Source organism: Acinetobacter sp. OYA S30 (assembly GCF_033599315.1).
Classification (GTDB): domain Bacteria; phylum Pseudomonadota; class Gammaproteobacteria; order Pseudomonadales; family Moraxellaceae; genus Acinetobacter; species Acinetobacter baumannii.
In genome coordinates this window covers 22,013-43,144 of record NZ_JAWVAV010000013.1, presented here as the reverse complement: position 1 = coordinate 43,144, position 21,132 = coordinate 22,013, and the positions used below count along the sequence as shown (strand labels likewise).

The 21,132-nt window shown below is 36.8% G+C and carries 12 protein-coding genes and 1 pseudogene; 6 read left to right on the top strand and 7 right to left on the bottom strand.

The window, feature by feature from the left end; translation table 11 throughout:
- Positions 1-13: 13 nt before the first annotated feature.
- Together kdgD and gudD are read right to left on the bottom strand one after the other, a co-directional pair.
- Positions 14-925, bottom strand: coding sequence for a 5-dehydro-4-deoxyglucarate dehydratase (gene kdgD, locus R5R67_RS08725; protein ID WP_000339250.1), 912 nt, complete (start codon positions 923-925; stop codon positions 14-16).
- Between the two features lie 162 nt (positions 926-1,087).
- Positions 1,088-2,422 (bottom strand): glucarate dehydratase, encoded by a 1,335-nt coding sequence (gene gudD, locus R5R67_RS08720; RefSeq protein WP_000235932.1) that lies wholly within the window; start codon positions 2,420-2,422, stop codon positions 1,088-1,090.
- A gap of 285 nt (positions 2,423-2,707) precedes the next feature.
- Here gudD and R5R67_RS08715 point away from each other — a divergent pair, with 285 nt between their 5' ends.
- The 3 genes from R5R67_RS08715 (at position 2,708) to R5R67_RS08705 (ending at position 6,705) form a co-directional block, all read left to right on the top strand.
- The gene (locus tag R5R67_RS08715; RefSeq protein WP_000369462.1) at positions 2,708-4,066 is read left to right on the top strand and encodes an MFS transporter; all 1,359 of its coding nucleotides are present in this window, start codon (positions 2,708-2,710) and stop codon (positions 4,064-4,066) included.
- 70 nt (positions 4,067-4,136) lie between these two features.
- Complete coding sequence (gene garD / locus R5R67_RS08710; RefSeq protein WP_000917365.1) at positions 4,137-5,684, top strand: galactarate dehydratase; 1,548 nt, start codon at positions 4,137-4,139, stop codon at positions 5,682-5,684.
- Between the two features lie 124 nt (positions 5,685-5,808).
- Entirely contained in the window at positions 5,809-6,705 is an 897-nt protein-coding gene (locus R5R67_RS08705; protein ID WP_001181022.1) for a DMT family transporter, read from the top strand.
- A 15-nt stretch (positions 6,706-6,720) separates the two neighbouring features.
- On the opposite strand, the gene R5R67_RS08700 is transcribed toward R5R67_RS08705, so the two are convergent.
- A complete protein-coding gene (locus tag R5R67_RS08700) occupies positions 6,721-7,791 on the bottom strand; it encodes an AraC family transcriptional regulator (protein ID WP_001125650.1) in 1,071 nt (356 codons plus the stop codon).
- Between the two features lie 129 nt (positions 7,792-7,920).
- Here R5R67_RS08700 and R5R67_RS08695 point away from each other — a divergent pair, with 129 nt between their 5' ends.
- The 3 genes from R5R67_RS08695 (at position 7,921) to R5R67_RS08685 (ending at position 10,634) form a co-directional block, all read left to right on the top strand.
- A complete protein-coding gene (locus R5R67_RS08695; protein WP_000438220.1) occupies positions 7,921-9,381 on the top strand; it encodes a coniferyl aldehyde dehydrogenase in 1,461 nt (486 codons plus the stop codon).
- A gap of 149 nt (positions 9,382-9,530) precedes the next feature.
- Positions 9,531-10,052, top strand: a complete 522-nt coding sequence (locus R5R67_RS08690; protein WP_000842845.1) for a hypothetical protein — start codon at positions 9,531-9,533, stop codon at positions 10,050-10,052.
- A gap of 12 nt (positions 10,053-10,064) precedes the next feature.
- Positions 10,065-10,634 carry a hypothetical protein gene (locus R5R67_RS08685; RefSeq protein ID WP_009516808.1) on the top strand — a complete coding sequence of 190 codons (570 nt, stop codon included), beginning with the start codon at positions 10,065-10,067 and terminating at the stop codon, positions 10,632-10,634.
- Between the two features lie 69 nt (positions 10,635-10,703).
- Here R5R67_RS08685 and R5R67_RS08680 read toward each other — a convergent pair whose 3' ends face one another.
- The 4 genes and pseudogenes from R5R67_RS08680 to R5R67_RS08665 all read right to left on the bottom strand — a co-directional run bounded on the left by R5R67_RS08680 (position 10,704) and on the right by R5R67_RS08665 (position 21,083).
- Positions 10,704-11,258, bottom strand: a complete 555-nt coding sequence (locus tag R5R67_RS08680; RefSeq protein WP_000564985.1) for an SMI1/KNR4 family protein — start codon at positions 11,256-11,258, stop codon at positions 10,704-10,706.
- A 15-nt stretch (positions 11,259-11,273) separates the two neighbouring features.
- Positions 11,274-17,730, bottom strand: a pseudogene (locus R5R67_RS08675) (DUF637 domain-containing protein).
- A gap of 24 nt (positions 17,731-17,754) precedes the next feature.
- Entirely contained in the window at positions 17,755-19,494 is a 1,740-nt protein-coding gene (locus tag R5R67_RS08670; RefSeq protein ID WP_000957974.1) for a ShlB/FhaC/HecB family hemolysin secretion/activation protein, read from the bottom strand.
- 125 nt (positions 19,495-19,619) lie between these two features.
- Positions 19,620-21,083, bottom strand: a complete 1,464-nt coding sequence (locus R5R67_RS08665) for an amino acid permease (protein ID WP_000042086.1) — start codon at positions 21,081-21,083, stop codon at positions 19,620-19,622.
- Positions 21,084-21,132: the final 49 nt, after the last annotated feature.

Here is a 21,132-nt window from a genome sequence, read left to right as displayed (position 1 = left end):
TAAACAGTTAGAATTATTGCGGACCAAGTGTCGCAATGAGAGCAGCCAAATCTTCATAGTCTGCTTGAGTTAAATCACTTAATGGTGGACGCACAGGACCTGCATCATGCCCAACAATTTTGGCACCTGCTTTAATCATGCTTACCGCATAACCTGATTTACGGTCGCGAATTTTAATCAGTGGCAAGAAGAAATCTTTAATCAAACGATTGGTTGTTTCAAAGTCATCACTGCGAAGCGCGTTATAAAACTCCATAGCAGTCTTTGGAATAAAGTTAAATACAGCTGACGAGTAAACTGGGCAACCTAAGGCTTTATATGGCGCTGCAAAAACTTCTGCTGTCGGCAAGCCACCTAAATATGACAAACGGTCTCCAATAGTTTGAGTCACTGCCGTCATCATATCAATTTGGCCAGAGCTGTCTTTAAAACCGATTAAGTTCGGGCACATCTCAGTTAACTTTTGGATCGAATCGAGATTTAATCTTGATACGCTACGGTTATAAAAAATTACGCCAAAGTCTACTGAATTACATACTTGCTTAACGTGTTCAATTAAACCCTCTTGGCTTGCTTCAGTTAAGTAATGCGGCATTAACAAAATACCGTGTGCACCTAAGCGCTCTGCTTCTTTTGCCTGTTCAATCGCCTGACGTGTCGGACCACCTGCCCCAGCAATAATCGGTACACTGCCTTTGCATGTATCTACCGCAGTTTTAATTACTTCAGAATATTCATTGCCAGTTAATGAGAAAAACTCACCTGTACCACCTGCAGCAAATAAAGCACTTGCGCCGTATGGAGCTAACCACTCAAGACGTTTTGCATAAGAAGACTTATTAAAATCTCCATTTTGATCGAAATCTGTTACCGGGAAAGACAGTAAACCATCAGAAATAATGTTTTTTAACTCAAGAGCATCCATTTGCAAGTTTCCATACGTGTCTATGTTGTCAGACATCTTACATCATCAATCTAATTTCTTTCAATATCTTTTTTCTTTTTAAAATTAATTTTTTTATAGCAATAAAAAAGCTGCCCCAAAGGACAGCTATCAATTCAATATTTAAATACGAATCGAGTCAGATTAACGAACCAAACATGGCTTTTTATTATTAAAAGTCCAATTAGGAATCAGAAATTGCATCGCATCCGCATCATTACGAGCTCCTAAACCTTTTAACTTATAAAGTTCATGGGCTCGATTAATTCGGTCCCAATCAAGTTCGACACCAAGTCCCGGTGCTGTTGGTACCTGAATTTTACCGTCTTTAATTTCAAGCGGTACTTTAGTCAGTTGATCTGTACCTTCTTGCCAAATCCAGTGCGTATCAATTGCAGTCACATTACCCACGGCAGCCGCTGCAACATGGGTAAACATGGCAAGGGAAATATCAAAGTGATTATTTGAATGCGATCCCCACGTTAAGTTATACATTTTACATAACTGAGAAACACGCACCGAACCTTCCAATGTCCAGAAATGCGGGTCAGCTAAAGGAATATCAACAGCTTGCAATTGAATACTATGCGACATTTCCCGCCAGTCGGTCGCAACCATATTCGTGGCGGTCGGTAACCCCGTTGCTCGCTTAAACTCAGCCATAATTTCACGGCTTGAATAACCTTGCTCTGCACCACACGGGTCTTCTGCATAGGCCAGCACACCTTTTAAATGTTTACCTAAAGCAATTGCTTCATCTAAAAACCACGCACCATTTGGATCAAGCGTCACACGTGCATCCGGGAAACGGCGCGCGATAGCTGTAACAGCTTCGGCTTCTTGTTCACCCTGTAACACGCCACCTTTTAACTTAAAGTCTTTAAACCCATAACGGTCATAAGATGCTTCTGCTAAACGCTGCACAGCCTCAGGTGTTAACGCTTTTTCATGACGGACTTTATACCAGTCATGGTTATGCTGAGATGTTGTTGCATAGTCTAATGAAGTCTGTTTTCGGTCACCGATAAAGAATAAATATCCTAAAACTTCAACTTCACTACGTTGCTGCCCTTCACCCAGTAAACTTGCAACATTTACATTTAAATGCTTACCAAGCAAATCAAGTAATGCCGATTCATAGGCCGTTACAACATGAATTGTGGTACGTAAATCAAAGGTTTGATTGCCTCGACCACCGCTGTCACGATCAGCAAAAGTTTGCTGAATTTTTTTGAGCAAGTTTTTATATTCACCAATCGGCTGCCCTTCTACCAAGGCTTTAGCATCATTTAATGTCGCTAAAATTTTCTCTCCGCCTGGAATTTCACCTACACCAATATTTCCAGAATTATCTTCAATAATGAGTATATTACGAGTGAAATAAGGTCCATGCGCACCACTCAAATTGAGCAGCATACTGTCATGTCCGGCAACAGGGATTGCTCGAATGGATTTAACAATAGGTGTAGAGGTCGCCATTAAAATACTCCTTGGCATACTGATACTATTTTTTCATCACCAAAACTTATAAGACATCAGACAACTTGTCAATATAAACTCGCACAAAAATTATTTTTCGAGCCTACTTGCCAAAATAATATTTTTAATCATATGATGTCATACATCTAAAGGCGCGGTTTTAGAATTAGGACTATAGAGTAGATACAACATTCCGTTTTCTCATCTATTCTATCGATGAATTTGACATGACGTCACCTATTTCACGGATATGCAAATAGGTCGATTATTAAAAAGAGTTTGTATATGGATAATCTGCAAACAAATATTGCTGTAGTGACTCAGCAAAGAGCCAAGCATACAAAAACTCGCTATTACATTCTTGCGATGATTTTTTTGGTCACGGCTTTTAATTACGGTGATCGTGCAACTCTCTCAATGGCAGCAACGCCAATGTCTCATGAACTGGGAATTGACTCAGTCACTATGGGATATATTTTCTCGGCCTTTGCATGGGCCTATGTGATTGGTCAAATTCCAGGTGGCTGGCTACTCGATAAGTTTGGTGCTCGCCGTGTATATTTCTGGAGCCTGTTTTTATGGTCTTTGTTCACTGTTTTAATCGGTTTTACCGACATTTTAGGTGATACTGCGACCATCATTACTTCACTCTTTATACTCAGATTTTTAGTCGGTTTGTCTGAGTCACCTGCTTTTCCGGGTAACAGTAAAATTGCTGCTGCATGGTTTCCAACCAAAGAACGTGGAACTGCCGCTGCCATTTTTAACTCATCCTCTTATTTCTCGACCGTACTTTTCGCTCCCCTCATGGGCTGGCTTGTTGCAACCGTCCACTGGCAGTCTATTTTCTGGGTCATGGGTGGTTTAGGAATCATTCTTTCCTTTATCTGGCTCAAGGTCATTTATAGCCCGACCAATCATCCAACAGTAAATCCTGAAGAAGTAAAATACATTGCTTCAGAAGGTGCTTTACTCGATATGGGCGAAAACAGCCAAAACGCAAAAAAAGAGAAAATTACTTGGAGTAAAGTTAAACAACTGCTTGCTTCACGTATGATGCTCGGTATTTTTATTGGTCAATATTGTGTAAATACACTGACCTATTTTTTCTTGACTTGGTTCCCTGTTTACCTTGTCAAAGAAAGACATCTCAGCATTTTAGAAGCGGGTTTTGCGGCGGTTGCACCAGCACTCTGTGGCTTTGTAGGCGGAATTTTAGGTGGCTTAATTTCAGATAAGTTAATTCGAATGAATTACAGCTTAAGCTTTTCGAGAAAGCTCCCTATCGTAGTCGGCTTCTTGGTCTCAACCTCAATTATTTTATGTAATTACGTCGACTCTCAAGCAGCAATTGTATTCTTTATGTCCTTATCATTCTTCGGTAAAGGAATCGGCTCTTTAGGTTGGGCAGTGATGTCTGATGTTGCACCAAAAGAAATGGTTGGTTTATCAGGTGGAATGATGAATGCATTTGGTAATACGGCAGGAATCGTGACCCCAATTGTGATCGGCTATATCTTGGCAAGTACAGGCTCTTTCAACCTTGCATTAACTTATGTCGGTGTACATGCCATCGCAGCTGTCATTTGCTATACCGTTATTGTCGGCAAAATTCAGCGCTTCGAGTTAAAACCTACTTCTTAAACCTTTACGCCATAACGCTTAAACACATTAAGCGTTATGACCTCTCTTCAAATGTATACAAGGAACGATCATGCTGAAGCCTCTCCTAATAAGAATCAGTCCTCTCGATAACGTAGCCATTGTGGTCAATGACGGTGGCTTACCATCCTCTACATATATTGAAGAATACCAACTCACCTTGGTTGATGAAGTACCACAAGGACATAAGGTTTTATTGGAGCCGTTAAAGCAAGGTAAAGCAATTGTTCGTTATGGCGAAATCATTGGCTATGCCAATAAAGATTTAACCGCAGGTTCTTGGGTGAATGAAGCCGTTACCCAAATGCCAGAGGCACCTGAGCTAGATGATCTTGAATTAGCAACTCGCCCCGATCCTAAGCTTCCTCCACTGACCGGATATACATTTAAAGGTTATAAAAATAAGGATGGCAGCGTCGGCACAAAAAATATTTTAGGTATTACGACCAGTGTTAACTGTGTAGAGGGTATTGTCGATTATGTCGTTAAAATTATTGAACGTGATTTACTTCCAAAATATCCAAATGTAGATGGTGTAGTTGGATTAAACCATTTATATGGTTGTGGTGTGGCAATCGATGCACCCGCTGCAATTGTTCCTATTCGTACCATACATAACCTTGCACTCAACCCTAATTTTGGTGGAGAAATTATGGTGGTGAGTCTGGGCTGCGAAAAAATGCAACCCGAACGACTTTTAAATATTCCTAAAGAAAACAAATATATTCCCCTAGCAAACGAAGATATTATTCAGTTACAAGATGAACGCCACAACGGTTTTGAAAGTATGGTGAACCATATTTTAACCGTGGCAGAACAACACCTTGAAAAGCTTAATCAACGTACTCGAGAAGAAGTTCCAGCCTCTGAATTAGTTGTAGGCATGCAATGTGGTGGGAGTGATGCATTTTCCGGAGTTACCTCTAACCCTGCAGTTGGTTTCGCAGCTGACCTTATTGTGCAATGTGGCGGTACTGTCATGTTTTCGGAAGTTACAGAAGTCCGCGATGGCATTCACCTACTTACTCCACGTGCAGCAAATGAACAAGTTGCCAAAGATCTAATTCGGGAAATGAAATGGTATGACGATTACTTAGCAGCAGGCCAAGTGGACCGAAGTGCCAATACCACACCAGGTAATAAAAAAGGTGGACTGAATAACATTGTAGAAAAAGCAATGGGATCAATTGCAAAATCGGGCCGCTCACCGATTGTAGAAGTTCTCGCACCGGGTCAAAGACCGACTAAAAAGGGTTTAATTTTTGCGGCCACCCCTTCGAGTGACTTTATCTGTGGTACGCAGCAAATGGCATCTGGTATTACCGTTCAAGTCTTTACCACAGGTCGCGGTACACCCTACGGGCTGGCAGCCGTACCTGTCATTAAAATGGCAAGCCGAAACAATATTGCAAACCGTTGGTATGACCTGATTGATATCAGTGCCGGCGATATTGCGATTGGGAAGAAAACTATTGAAGAAGTGGGCTGGGAACTTTTTGAGCTGATTTTACACGTGGCTAGCGGTGAGAAACAAACGTGGTCGGACCGTTGGGGTATTCATAACTCACTCGCTGTATTTAACCCTGCACCAGTGACCTAATAAGGTTTAAAAGATGAGGCATATCACCTCATCTTTCTTATTTCCCCTATTAATTACGACACATTTCACTAAAACTTAACAGCGCTGCTAAAATAACATCGAAAATTAAGAACTGTATTTCTCTATGCAAAATCAAACTGCTTCAAACCTCCCCTCTACACAACTTGGAAAAGCACTGCTTTGTCTTATGACGTCGGCATTATTGTTTTCCATTATGGGAGTGTGCATTCGTTTTGCTTCACAAACGGTGGACAATGCGACCGTCGTGTTTTTTAGAAATGCAGTGGGTTTATTTATTTTTATTCCGATGCTCTTTAAACAAGGTTTAGACTTTATTAAAACCGATAAACTCTGGATGCATACGTGGCGAAGTATTGTCGGGCTAGCCGCAATGTATGGTTTTTTCTATGCTATTGCGAACTTAAAACTATCGAATGCTATGGTTTTTAGTTACTCATCTCCTATCTTTATTCCACTGATTGCATGGCTTTTCTTAAAAGAAAAAATTACTAAATCGATGATTTTTGCTGCTGTTATTGGGCTCGTTGGGGTTTTATTTGTCGCTAAACCCGATCAAGGTCTATTTAACACACTATCTTTTATTGGCTTGGGTGCATGCTTTTTATCAGCAATGGCTTTTGTCACCGTAAGAGCTTTAACCAGTACAGAGCCGCCTGAACGTATTGTTTTTTACTTTTGTGTTTTTGGTAGTTTAATTTCCTCTATTCCAATGTTCTGGCATTGGCGTATTTTCACTTGGCATGAACTAGCACTACTCATTGCCGCAGGACTTTTAGCTAATATTAGTCAACTGTTTATGTCTTATGCCTACAGTTTAGCACCGGCAGGACAAATTGGCCCAATGAATTACATTGCCATTATTTTTGCAGGAATTTGGGGATTTGTTTTTTGGCATGAATTACCGGATCTATTCAGCATTATCGGCATATTTATTATTTTATTTGCGATTTTGCTCTGTAATCCATTTTTGCAGAAAAAGTTACTCTCTCGATTTAAATAACAAACAAACCTTAATCTAATTTAGGTACTGTATTCGATACTCATTTGGTGAAATGCCTGTCCAGTGACGGTAGGCTTTTCGAAAGTTAGAAGTATCTGAAAAGCCAATTCTCTCAGCAATTTCATCTATAGTTAAAGTTGTTTCTCGCAAGTATTCATCGGCAAGACGGCGCCGAGTCTCATCTAACAGTTCTTGATAGGTTAAACCAAAACCTGCCAAGCGCCGGTGTAAGGTCCGCTTTGATATATGTAAGCGTTCAGCCATTTCTTGAGCCGATGGAAAAAGCCCCGTTCCATCCAATAATATTAAACGGATTGTTTTCACCAACTCAGGCTCTTCAAGTTCAGCAACGCCTAGCATCCGCTCACAAAACGACTTACACATGTCCGCAGTAATCGGGTTGGCATTTGGGCAAGGTACATCGAGCCACTTTAAATCAAAGTGCCATTGCATCACCCCAGTATTAAACTGAACGGGACAATGAAAAACTTTTCCATATTCTTCTGCATAGTCAGGCGCTGGGTATGGTAATAAAAGCTTCTTCGCTTGAAATGGTCCTTCAAGCACTCGTTCAATTAAGGTTTGCATAGAGCTAAACCAAAACTCGCACACTAAAGGCAAAAGTTTACCAAGTGCAATAATGTCCTGCCCTTCAAAAATGGCAACATCATCTCGCACATAGAATGACTTTTTTAAAATAGGTCCTGCAAGCTTAATGTGTCGAATACCAAGCTCTACCGCTTGTCTAAAATTACGTGAGGAATATAACGCATAGCCATACACTCCAAAATCTGACAATCGCTGCTTTTGCCCTGCGCGCAGACCAATGAGTGGATCATTTGATAGTTTTTGAATATTTTGAAATAGCTGAATTTTTTGGACTTGGGAAATATATAAAGAGGATTGATTCATCGTATCTGGTGAAATATTTGTACCCGATAAAGCGTCTGATATTGAATAGCCTTGCGAACCCATTTCATCAAATAAGCTGGTCAAACCCAGCAAATATGTATTGGCTCCTAAGGATGTATTATCATAATTTCCTTCAATAACACTATTTGCATTTTTATAAAGATTTTTAGGCATTTAATTCACACCATCCCTAGAGTGACGTGCATAATGGCACTAAACTACCTCTTGTTGTCTCAATTTAACATCGACCATATGACGCTTCAAGCATAAAGTATGATAAGCAAAAGTATGGAAGGAATAATAATGGAACAGTCCACCTTAAAAGAATATAGCGGCTCTGCCACTGAACATATGGAACTTATTTTTTCCAAACAACGTGCCAATTTTGAGGCAGATCCTTACCCAAGTCTTGAAGCACGCCGCACAAAACTGCATAAACTTAAAAAACAAATTATCCGTTATCAAGATGCTTTGGCTGCCGCGATTAATGCTGACTTTAGTTCAAGATCACTCGATGAATCTAAACTACTAGATTTGCTTGGTTCTGTGTTGGAAGCTGATCATGCGATTCATCATTTACGCCGCTGGATGCGTCCAAGTAAACGCCGTACCGAGCTTTTATTTTTATCGAACCGTTTAAGTGTGCAATACCAACCTAAAGGCGTGGTTGGTGTGATTGTTCCTTGGAATTTCCCCGTTTATTTAGCACTTGGCCCGCTCATTGCAGCTTTGGCTGCGGGCAACCGAGTCATGATTAAACTCCCTGAAATTACACCGAATACCAATGCAATGCTAAGACGCATGCTTGCTGAAGTCTTTAATGAAGATGAAGTGGCGGTTTTTGGTGAAGAAATTACAGACCCAGCAAGATTTACCTCTTTGCCATTTAACCATATTGTATTTACAGGTTCTCCTGCCATTGGCAAAGTCGTCATGCGAGCTGCTGCTGAAAATCTAACACCTGTTACACTTGAGTTAGGTGGCAAATCACCGGCCATTGTGAGCCGTAATTACCCACTTGCCGATGCGGCAAAACGTATTACCCATGGCAAAGCAACTAATAGTGGTCAAATCTGTGTAGCGCCTGACTACGCGTTGGTTCCCAAAGAAAGTATTGATGAATTTGTTGAAGCTGCGAAATCAAGCTTTATAAAAATGTTTGGTCAAAACATTGAAAATAATGAGAATTACACATCCATTGTGAACGACCGCCATTTAAAACGTATTCAAGATATTTTGACCGATGCGCAAGAAAAAGGTGCCCTTATTATTCCTTGCGATACTTATAGCTTTGACCAACAAGGTCGCAGGATGCCTGTGCACATTGTGCTGAATTGCACGCCAGACATGCGGATTATGAAAGAAGAACTCTTTGGCCCTATTTTACCTGTGGTGGCTTATGATTCTTTAGATGATGCGATTACCTATGTGAAATCGGACGAACGGCCTTTAGCACTTTATTGCTTTACGCATAGCTCAGTAGAACGCGACCGGATTTTACGTGAAACTCATTCGGGTGGTGTGACCATCAATGATTGGGGTTGGCATGTAGTTAACCATGATGCTCCTTTCGGTGGTATCGGCAACTCAGGCATGGGGTCATATCATGGTGAGGAAGGTTTCCGCGAACTTTCACATGCAAAAACTGTATTTATTCGTCATCGATTTTTCCCGACTCAGCTTTTCCACCCTCCTTATGGAACATTCCTACAAAAATTAGCGATTCGCTTTTTCTTGAAAAACGGCGATCCAAATATTAAATAAGGATGATAAAAAAGCCTCGTTATGAGGCTTTTTCTATTCTCTAATTTCATATAATTAATAATATATAACGTAATTTTATATAATTTTGTTTTAATATTTTATATTTAGATTAGAATATATTTATAGATAAAATTATATTTAAATTAGAAATGAAAAGCTCCTATAAAATTTGTTTAGTAATTTTTATAAGTCTAATTAATTGCTTTGGATTTGAAAGGCTTTCTTACGCTCAAATACCGGAAGAAGTACTCTACAAAGCTCCCCAAGAAGTAGATATCACTCATCTTGCTACTATTAAGGGCTTTCAAAAAAACAGCCCTGTTTTAAAATTAATCAAAGCTTGTATCTATATAACATATATCGATGGTAAAGCAACTTTGAATGACTCAAACGATTGGGATAAGAATTATCTCATTACTTCAGGTTTTCATAAAGTTAAAATTATTTCAGACGCCCAAAAAGTATTTTCTTATGGAATACTAACTTTTGAAGCAAAAAACCAACAGGTTTATCAGATTAAAAATAATCAAGCAGAGAAGAAAAAAGGTGATGATCTCGTCTTCTGGATAGAAAATATAAATACAGGTGAAATTGTTACATCTAAAGAATCTTTTAATACTTATACCAATCAAACTCAGCCAATCTACACTCCTGTTATACTTAATAAATAAAGGTGAAAACACTTGTTTAATTCAAATAAAATTATTTCTATTAGTATATTTTCATTACTATTAACAGGTTGTATAAGTGCAACACCAAATCTCACTTCAATCGAATACTATGTTCCACCAGAGACTTCGATGCATACAGCTACAATTATTGGCAATTTATACGATCGCAAATATGTAGCAGACACAGTCGCTTTTGTATTTGCTGTAGATAAAAAGAAAGTAACGGATGGCTACCATAAATTAAAAGAACCTTTAATGCTTCAAACTGGCAAGCATGATTTACAAATTTGGTGTGGTCGTGGAGCTTTTAACTATACTAACTTGATAAAAGTGAATATTGAAGCTAATAAGGCCTATCAGGTCGACTATGAATTAAACCCAAACAATAGAAAAGGCTGCGCATTTTGGATTATTGATTTAGAAACAAAAAAAGCAGTTACAGAGTTAGTTGATGGAGTAGAGTTATGGCGAGCGAATCCTATTACTTATAGGCCAATTCAGATTTTTTTAGAACCAAGACCTAGTATGAGTAATAGCTATACTGTTCCTATTACAGTAATCAATAAAATTGGGCATAATTAAAAATAACAGTCACTATTACAAAATAGTGACTGCTACTAAACGTTAAATTTTATTCATACTTAAGACTATTTAAAGTAAACGACCTGTAATAGACCTATTAATTTGTTCTTCTGTTAAATCAAAATCTATAAATCGATTTCTTTTAGTTTTTTCAAAAACATAATTTTTTAGATAATCTAATAAGGTCATATTAGTTTTTTCCCAAATTGCAGATTCAGCACTATCAAGGAACCATACATAATTATCCTGCTCAGAAGTAAATAAATAATATAGATAGGTTTCATATTCACAGGATAGAAAAAATATTTTTTTCCCTACAGGATCTAATTTTCCCTGATTATCAAACATATAATCATCTTCTTGAATATTTTTTTGATAGTTGATAAAAAAATCTTTTTCACATCTATAATCATACATGTAGATCTCATCACTCCATAATAAGCCCCCTGAACATTTTCCTATTTGAAGTAAAAAATCTCTAAATTGTCCATGTATATCAAGATTAAGATTTTTAGCAATTAGCTCTACTTCTTGCTCTGTATAACCTTGTACTTTTTCAGGATAAAAAGGAAGTTGTGTTCCCTGAACACGGCAGGCAGATAATTCTTTCACAAAATCGATCATCACATTCTCCCTATATTAATTTTTACCTGTAGTGCCATGAAATATTGATAACCTCATAAAAGGAACTTCATTAGTAAAATATTTTCCACTGCTAAATAAACATCCATTACACATGCCAGCAGGCTCACTTGCCGTATTTTGAATTGACATTGTAACTTTTGATGGAGTAGATGAGTAAGAATCTTTGATATAACTAAATAGCTTTGCTTCAGCATGGTTATTATTAGTTATAGGTTTACCATTTTTATCTACCGTATATGTAATTGGCTGAACACTATGAGAGTCCGTGGTAACCACCTTATACTTGACGCCATTAATAACCACATCAGTTGGAGCATTTCCATTCCAGGCAGGTCCACTCACAGCAAGTATATTGTCTGTACCAGACTTTGTTTCAACTTTTGCTACAGCAATTGATACCTTTTCAGGAACATAACTCGCTTTTAGCCAACTTCTATTATTTACCAAAGCTGCACGGATAGTATCTGGATTGATTGTGGCATCTTTGTTGCTCGTTAAACTGGCTGTAGTATAACGCTGCCCAGCATATTTAGGTTGTGCAACATGAACAACAGGTCCAACTTGCGGAATATAACGTGTAATGCCAACAGAAGCTATTTCAGCCAGAGCAACTAAACGGCTCGGATCATTCGTACTCAAGCTTGTGCCTGTGATTAAAGTAATGACCGCATCACCCACGGTCACTGTATTTCCAATCACTGGCATAGATTTGACTCTATCCAAGCCTCCCGCTATTTGAACACGTGTAGCCTCATTCGCATCTAAATATTGTTTATATTTAGTTTGACAGGCTGCGGTTGAAATACCATTACAATTTGTTTTTTGCCAAAAATCTATTTTTTCAAAAGTAGAATATAAACTACCCAGATCTCTAATATTAGTATCTGCTTTTGAAAGGCTATTAAATTTTGGCCAACTATTAAATTTACTATACTCAGAATTATAAAAAATTTTATTTACTTTATTTAATTCATTTCGAGTTCGTTCACCTTCAAAAAGGTCTTTTATACCATTAATACATGCATTACTTGTAGCATTCACACAATCAGCTCTCAGGCGCGTATCATTTGTTTTACTTATAGTTTCTGCAGCAGCTATCATTGCACCACTACATTTCCCTACACTTCCTCCTCCTTTAATACAGGTATCATAATTTGTTTTTAAATCTCTATAATTTTTTGAAGTTAAGTAATTATTACTAACTGCTAAAGAAGCTGATGATGCTGCATAACCAGCATCATAACCAGCTAAACTAGCTAAACTGCCTGATATTAATTTAGAAGTATTAATGACTTTTTCTTGATATTTACTTATGTCTTCTACAGTAGCATCTTTATTAGGTTGCTCTATCATTCCTGCAACAATCTCACCAACACCAGCACCAATTGCTCCAGCTTCACATTGTTTTTGAATAGCTCCCGTTACGCAACCTGATGCAATATGAGCAATCTTATGTAATAGAGAATCTATAACCGTAGGATCTTTTATATCTAAACTTAAGCCAATATTCTGAGCAAATTCAGCCTGTAAACTATTACTAAGACCGGCTAAAAGTGATGCTTCAAGATTATCACTCAGGCTACCACCATTGATTGCGGAATTAATAATAGATGAGCTAGTACTATTAACAAATGCTACATATAAACGGTCATTAAATGCGGTACTAGTTTCCGGTAAATTAAATTGTACAGATATACTTTTTAACGCGCCCGCTGTAGCAATAGAAGCAACTAAATTACGTATTGATTGGTCACTTCCCAATTCTCTTAATGTGGCAGCAACGTTACCTCCATTATTGATTAAACTAATACTTGCTTGAGTTGAAAGAGATGTAATTGCAGCTTGAGCCATTGAGGAAGCCACTCCAGTGGTTGAGAAACCAAGTGCTCCTGCGGCAGAAGACCCTGCACCAGCTGTTAAAGCTGTAACAATAATAGTTAATATTGCAGCGCCTGCTGGCGTTAAGCCTTGCTGCTTATAGTCCCAATTTTTTTTAGTTAACTCAAGGGCAGTCCAGTTTACATTTTTATCTTTATTATCAATTAAAGTCTTTAAGTACTCATATCCTTTTTCTTTCGATAAGTTATTAATAATATCGATAACTTCTGAATTTTCCCCTTGTTTAATAGGAACTTGTACCGATAAATTACCATCAATTTTAATATTATTAACCGGACCATTAAATTTAGGTAAATTAGCAAGTTCTTCAACTGTACCCCTACTTTCCATACTTTGCCAGAAAGTGTTCTTTTTATTATTATCTTGACTATTTGAATACAAACCTTTGGCCGAATTAATAACCAATTTTGCATCTTCAGAAGGATTAGGACCATCACCTACTTTAATTGAAACTCCCTCAGTAAAGTTAAACTGTGTACCTTCTAAATAGGTACTTCCACCAGATGAAGAAGCAATATAACGTCCTGTTATTACAGTAGGTATTTGATTATTAACAATCTTTGAACCAACTGAATTTGAATCTCTATATTCGAGCCCTAAAAAACCAGCATCTTTTTTTATAGTATTTACTTCATTTATTTGATCTTGGAAAGTGACCATATAAATATCTTTAGCTGCTTTTAATTTCACCTGATCTTTAGGTGCCTGAATCTGCGTACCATATAATGATATACTCCCACCCAGAGACTCAATATTTATTTTATTTGCTTTAAGTACATCACTTTTACCAATAACCCCCTCTAATATTCTGGTTTCTGTTGTACTAGATTTTTTCAACCCAAATAAAGATTCTTTTGTCGTAGTTTGTTGTGTTTTTGTATAGATATTATCCACATTATGGCGGAAATCTATATTTCCACTTCCAACAATATTAACTGTATCAGCTGCTTTAATGTCAGTCCCTTGTAGAATTAAATTTAACCCACTTTGATCATTAGCAATTAAATTCACATTTTTTGCATTAATATTATTTGGCTTGGTAATATCTATTTTTTGATAATAATTTTCATTATCTCGTCCAAGTTCATACTGATCTTTTACATTTGCAAACACAATTGAAGAATCTAGTTGGTTTTCCACTAACTCAGCTGTTTTTTTCTTATCCAATTTACCTTTAGCATATACAGTAAAATCCCCTAACGTGTTTACATTAGCAGAGTTTAAAATTATACCATTATTTGAAATTAAATTAATATTTCCATCCGATAGTAAATCAACCCCTCTATGTAGGTATCCTGAAAAATTTAAATCAGAATAATCTATATTCTCATTAACTTGTTTAAAATCTTCAAAATAATAATTAAATCTTTTTTTACCTAAAATAACTGCATATTCAGAAAATAAAAGTTTATATCTATTGTAAAGATTTGTCACACCATATGTATTATTAAGATTAACAATTTCTTTTTCTGCATTATTTATTTCGTTATTGGCATAATCAATACGCTTTTGCCCAGCTCCCTTACCTGAAACCCCATATCTAGTCAAATAAATATGATAGTTTAAATCATCAAGTTTCTTTTTATATTCAGGATTATTTTTTTTAAACAATTCAAATTCACTATAGGGATCACCATAACTCTCAGTAAATTTCCCCATAACATTTATGCTATTTAAAGTTTCTTTTTTAGAATTAAGACTAATATCTCCTTTATTAGCCACAATAGAAATTCCATTTTTTGACTTTAATCTTGCCGCATTAAGATCCACATAATCTGCAGAAATATTAATAGAACCATTTTCAGAAGAAATTTCTTTATTATTTTTCACATCATCTTTACTAAAATCAATTATCTTATTCAAAGTCACACCACCCTTTGAATATAAATTTATATCACCATATGCTTCAATTTTATTCGTCTTAAAATCAACACCCCCTGTAGATCTAATATCAATAGACCCATTATGATTTTTTAATAATGAATTATTTTCTAAAAAATCATTTTTAGTTGAAGTCAAAAACAAATGTAGGCCATTATCAGAATTACTATAATTTTCTAATGAATTTATTAAAATAGCACCTCCTTTAGCATTAAGAAAACCATCAACTTCAACTCTACTACCTAAAATAGAAATCAATCCATCAGATTTAAAGTTATTAGATCCAGATATATATTGGTTATCAAAAAAATTCTTACCATTAAAACCATCTCTAATATTCAACTTATTTTTAGCTTGAATATTAGTATGGCCATTAGAATTTAGATCATTTACATAAAAATCAAAACTACCATTAGAAAATAAATTTATATTTTTCTTTGCAATATATTTACCTGAAACTGCCCTTAAAGAATTATCCACCAAAAACAAAATATTATTAGCCTCAAAATTATTTTTATTATTTGAGTTTTTATACGAGTATAACTCCTGACCCATATAGTCAAATCTTGTATGATAACCATATTTACTAACATCAATATTTAAATCCTTACCTTTAACTACAAAATCACCAAAATTTGTTTTAAAATTGGCGCCATTTAAATAAACACCAATATTCGAATCAATACTTATATCATTAAAAGCATTAATATAATTTTCACTAACCTCCTGATTAAACTGACCTGTCTCCACACCTTTAGAGTTTAAAACTTTTTTTCAGTTATTTTTGAATTAATATTAATATCTCCATTAGATTTAAAATAAACCCCACCAACATTTGATGTTAAATTTAACGTATTTGCTTTAATATCACTACCAGTTGAAATAAAACTAATATCACCATCCAAATTTAACTTAAGACCTTCCCCAAGATTGATATTACCTCTTGATTCAAAAGCACCACCCCCCTTTGAATTAAAAGTAAAATTATCACCTAAGTCTAGAATTCCACCTGATCCTACTTTAATATTTTGTTTTTTCAAGTTATCTTTGCTTTGTGAAAAATCAATTTTATTAATAGATAGATCTCCATTACTATAAAAATTATAATCTTCTTCCGCTTTAATTACAGAATCATTGATTAACAACTTCTTATTTACACTACTATTTTGAAGATTAACATTTTGCCCAGAGGTCAATTCACTTCCTTCTAAACTTAAACCACCACCTAATATACTTATACTCTTCCCTGATTTAATCTTGTTGTTTTTTTAATTAAAATACTTTCCTTACCTACAATATTAACATCAGCTTTCCCATCAACTGTTGCATTACCTTCTAAATTAATATTATTAGCATTTAAGTAAATTCCACCATCTACCGCTGAATTTTTTAATTGTATTTCATTTTTTAAGTTAATATTTCCATTTGCAGCTAAAATTAATGCCGTATTATTACCCTCATCAATTTTAACTTCTTTTGCAGTAATGTTTAAATCATTAGCTGAATCTAAATTAACTATCCCCTTACCAGAGATTGTTCCACTATTATTAATATCACCCGCTGCACCAGTACCCGTTGTTTGTATGTTCACTAAACCTTGGGTTTTATTGGTCGAACTGATTGTGCCGCTGTGTTCAATTTTTCCGGCACTGGTAATCACCAGATTGTTTACTGCTTGAATAGTCCCGGCGTTAGTCACGCCCAAACCTTTTTCAGTTCCCATCAAGTAAATATTATTGGCATACATCCCACCCAGCGCTTTAACATCTACCGCCAATGTCGGTGCGGTTCCAGTACCAGTTTTAGCAGTAACATCCTGTAGGTCTGCACTGACATTATTCGCCCCGGCAATGACCTGAATATCATTTTTGGCACGTAGTTCAGCACTAAGTTCTAATGCACGCGCATAGAGGTCTACATAATTTGCATCGTTATTATTTCCGCCTAGTCCAAATTTAGAATTAGGGTTTGCTGAAACCGTAATTTTTCCTTGGTCAACCGTAAACTGTTTGATGCTGCCATCGGCATTTAACTGAGGTTTACCTGTGGTAAAAATTGCCTTATTGGCATTAATAAAACCACCACCTTTAATATTAATACCGGATGGGTTGGCAATAATCACATCTGCCATTTGCCCGGCAACTTCCAAGTTCCCTTCAAAACGTGAGGCAGCGCTGGAATTTACTTCGTTGAGGATGACACGGGCTTCACCAGTCGCTAAAAACGGGTTTGCCCCCACGGCTCCTACCGTTTTAGTGGTAGCTCCTGTTCGGCTGTTATTTAAAACAGTACCTTCAGCCAACACATCAAACTGTTTATAAATATTATGGGATATACCATTTTTTGGAGTTTGAATATTAACTACCGGAACAACTGTACCTGCCGAGTTCTTACCAGCACCGATGACTGCTCTATTCGCAGCATTTGCGGCACTGTCCGCCACAATACCCGCATAGACAGGTGCTAAAGGCATCCATAAACTTATACTTGCAACCAGTGCTTTCACTTGCCAAAGTTGATGAAATGCCTGAGATTCATTGTTATCAATATTGTTCCGAGTACTTGCTTCACTTTGACCAGAAGTCTTGGTTTGGCTTCGTACATTTTCAGCCACAGCCACAAACATTTGACGTGCTTTGCTATAAATAATGCGATAACTATTCTTGTTCATGAATAAAGTCTTTTCTAAAGTAAATTAATAAGAAAGGTTGATACTAAAACCGGTAACCCAGTCTTTTTTTATGCTGTCAGGTGCAATCAGCCCCCGACCTGTAAAGGCATCCAGATAAAAACTATTTTGATAAGTGCGTAGCCCTAAAACACTTCCGAGTAAATAACGCTGACCCGGTATGCTATTGCGGCCATTGACCCAGCCCTGATCGACTGCCATATAAAACTGGGTATTAGGAATTGGTGCATTCAAGCTGATTTCTTGCTGTAGATACTGTCCGTTATCGCCAGAGAGCATGAGTTCACCATCAAAGCCACGCACGCTATAGCGTCCACCAATATAGAAGCGGTCATTGGGTACTAAAATTTTCGGTGCATATTGTCCACGCCAGTTAAAGCGATATTGAGCTGGCTTATCGAGCAAAAGGAACGGTGTAGTAAAACGCAGATCTGCACTCCACAGTGGAGCACGGGAGTAACCTTCAACAGGAAGATGGTTTCCGTAAACATCGGTAATATTTTCTTCTGGTGCAGTTCGGGCACCCACCCCCATCCCACGACGGTAATCGATGCTGCCGTCTAATACCGCATTTCCTAAATATTGACGGTGTTGAACGCCTAAATTCCAGCCTGAGGTTCTTCGGTGTAAAACATTAATTTCAATATCGTCAATAAAACTTTGGCTTTCTTTATGATAAAGCTTTCCATACACGCTGGTTTTATGTTGCCCACTACGGCTAATCACACGAGATAAATTTAGGTTGGCTTGCTGACTGTTGCCATGGTAAAGCAGTGGACCATTCCCTCCTAAGACTGTTTGCTTATATTGATAGTCATTGTAGCTAAAACCTAAATCATAATAACCAACAGGCAACTGATAACTAATGAAATAACTTCGGTTTAAATCTTCATGAAAGTTATCTAATGAGTGACTCACGTTTAACGATAAAATATCATTTAAATGAAATGGATTATTTATGCCTAAGCCGATATTTCCCATGTAGGTGCCGGTGTCCTGATTACCCGAGTCATCTACACTTAAATTGAAATTAACTTTTTGTAGTGCTTGAAGTTTGAGTATTAAATCGCTATAGCCCGTTAATTCTTTATCTTGAGCAGTTGCGGGAGTAATTTGCATATCTACCGCATAGACACGTTTTAGGTTTTCCAGCCCCTGATCGAGCCTTTTTAGGTTCACAATGTCGCCAGCTTTAAATGGCAACCCAGTCTTAAGCTGTAATGAGGAAATTTTTCCTTCTTGTATAACAATCTTATTTAAGCGTCCGATTTGTATACTCAGGTTTAAATTCCCCTGATTTAAATCTTGCGGACTCACGACAATCTGACTGGTAATAAAACCTTTTTTTAAAAGTTCGTTTTGAGCATAGTTCACAATGTTATGCAAACTTTGGGTACCAATACATTTACCCAAAATATTCTGTGGGTGTTTTTTTATGGCCTTAATCACAAAGTTAAATTGCTGTAAGTCAGATTCCGACTGACCAATTAAAGGGATAAGACTAATTTCTTTAACCGTTACGCATGGGCTTTCTTCAACAACCAGATGCTTAAAGTCCTGTAATGGCTTGGTGTTTAGATAAGGAGTTTGCTGAGCAAGCTGGTCTTGTAATTGCTGGTTAAGCTCTTTTAAACGCTGATCTTGCAATACCTGACTGGGTAAAGAGACATCTTTAATCGCATAAACATATTGGTGAAAACCCGCAAAAAGAATAATAGAAGAGGTTATAAAATTTCTAGTTAACATTTTGTAGACAGAATTGTACGTATAATCACACTATTTTACACAACGTCAATATATATCTCAATATTTTATAAAAATAAAAAAAGCTAGGCACTTACCTAGCTTTAATATAAAAAAACTATATTCGATTAAATATAATCAACCTTTTGAGCTTTTAAGATATCAAGCTGCAACATCTTTTTCTTTTTATATTTATAAGCAATAAATAAACCTATAAACCAGATTGGTGAACACTCAAGTGCAATTAAAGTATCATGGTCTAAAGCCAGAATTACGATAGTAAACACTAAAAATAACATGGTCATCCATGCCATAAATAACCCACCTGGCATTTTATATTTTGATTGGATGTGTAGTTCAGGGCTTTTCTTACGATAATAAATATATGAAAGCACAATCAACATAAACGTAAAAATACATAAAATTGAAGTGAGCGCTGAAATAATCGTAAATGCAGTCATAACGTTTGGAACAATAAATAAAATAGAAGTACCAACCGTTACGCATGCCATTGAAAATACGAGTCCGCGAATTGGAACTTTTCTTTTTGACAGCTTACTAAAGCTTTTAGGTGCATCGTTGTCTAAAGCCAAACCATATAGCATACGACTGGTTGCAAAGATTCCACTATTTGCAGAAGATAAAGCCGAAGTCGCAACAACAAAGTTGATTAAACCCGCCGCAATTGGTAATCCAACCAAGGTAAACATTTCTACAAATGGGCTCTTTTCTGGTGAAACTTTTGCCCAAGATGTGACTGCAATAATACAAACCAATGCGCCTACATAGAATAATAAAATGCGTAAAGGAATAGAGTTAATTGCTTTCGGAAGTGAAGTATGCGGGTCTTTGGTTTCAGCAGCAGTCGTACCGACAAGCTCAATACCCACAAATGCAAAGATGGCAATTTGAAAGCCTGCCAAGAAACCTGTTACACCATAAGGAAACATTGATTCTGTTTCAAACAAATGACTCATTGAGGCCTTAACACCATTTGGTGAAGTAAATCCAATCCCAATTAAATAAATACCAGCCAGAATAAACAGAATAATTGCAGTAATTTTGATGAGTGAGAACCAAAACTCAAGTTCACCAAAAAGCCGAACGGCCACAAAGTTGAGTATGGTTAAGATCGCCAATGAAGTAAATGCCGGAATCCAGACGGGTAAATCTGGATACCAAAACTGCATGTACCCCCCGATCACGATTACATCGGCAATGGCTGTAATAATCCAGTTACACCAGTAGGACCAACCAAGGAAGAACCCCGCCCACGGACCGAGATAAGCCGTTGCAAAATCGGCGAAGGTTTTAAAATTCGTGTTGGCAAGCAACAATTCACCCATTGCCCGCATTACGAAGAAAAAGAAAAAACCAATAATTAAATAGGTTAAAACAATTGAAGTACCCGAAACACTTAATGTTTTCCCGGAACCCATAAATAATCCAGTACCAATTGCACCACCGATTGCGATCATTTGAATATGACGATTTGTCAATGAGCGCTGCAATTTCTCTTCTTCTTGCTCAGTCATATGTTGACTACCAAGAAGATCTCCTTCCAGGAATTGCTTTCCGTTATTCTTACTCATGTAATATTTACTCCAATTTATAGCAACCGTCGTAAATGCTTTAATAATA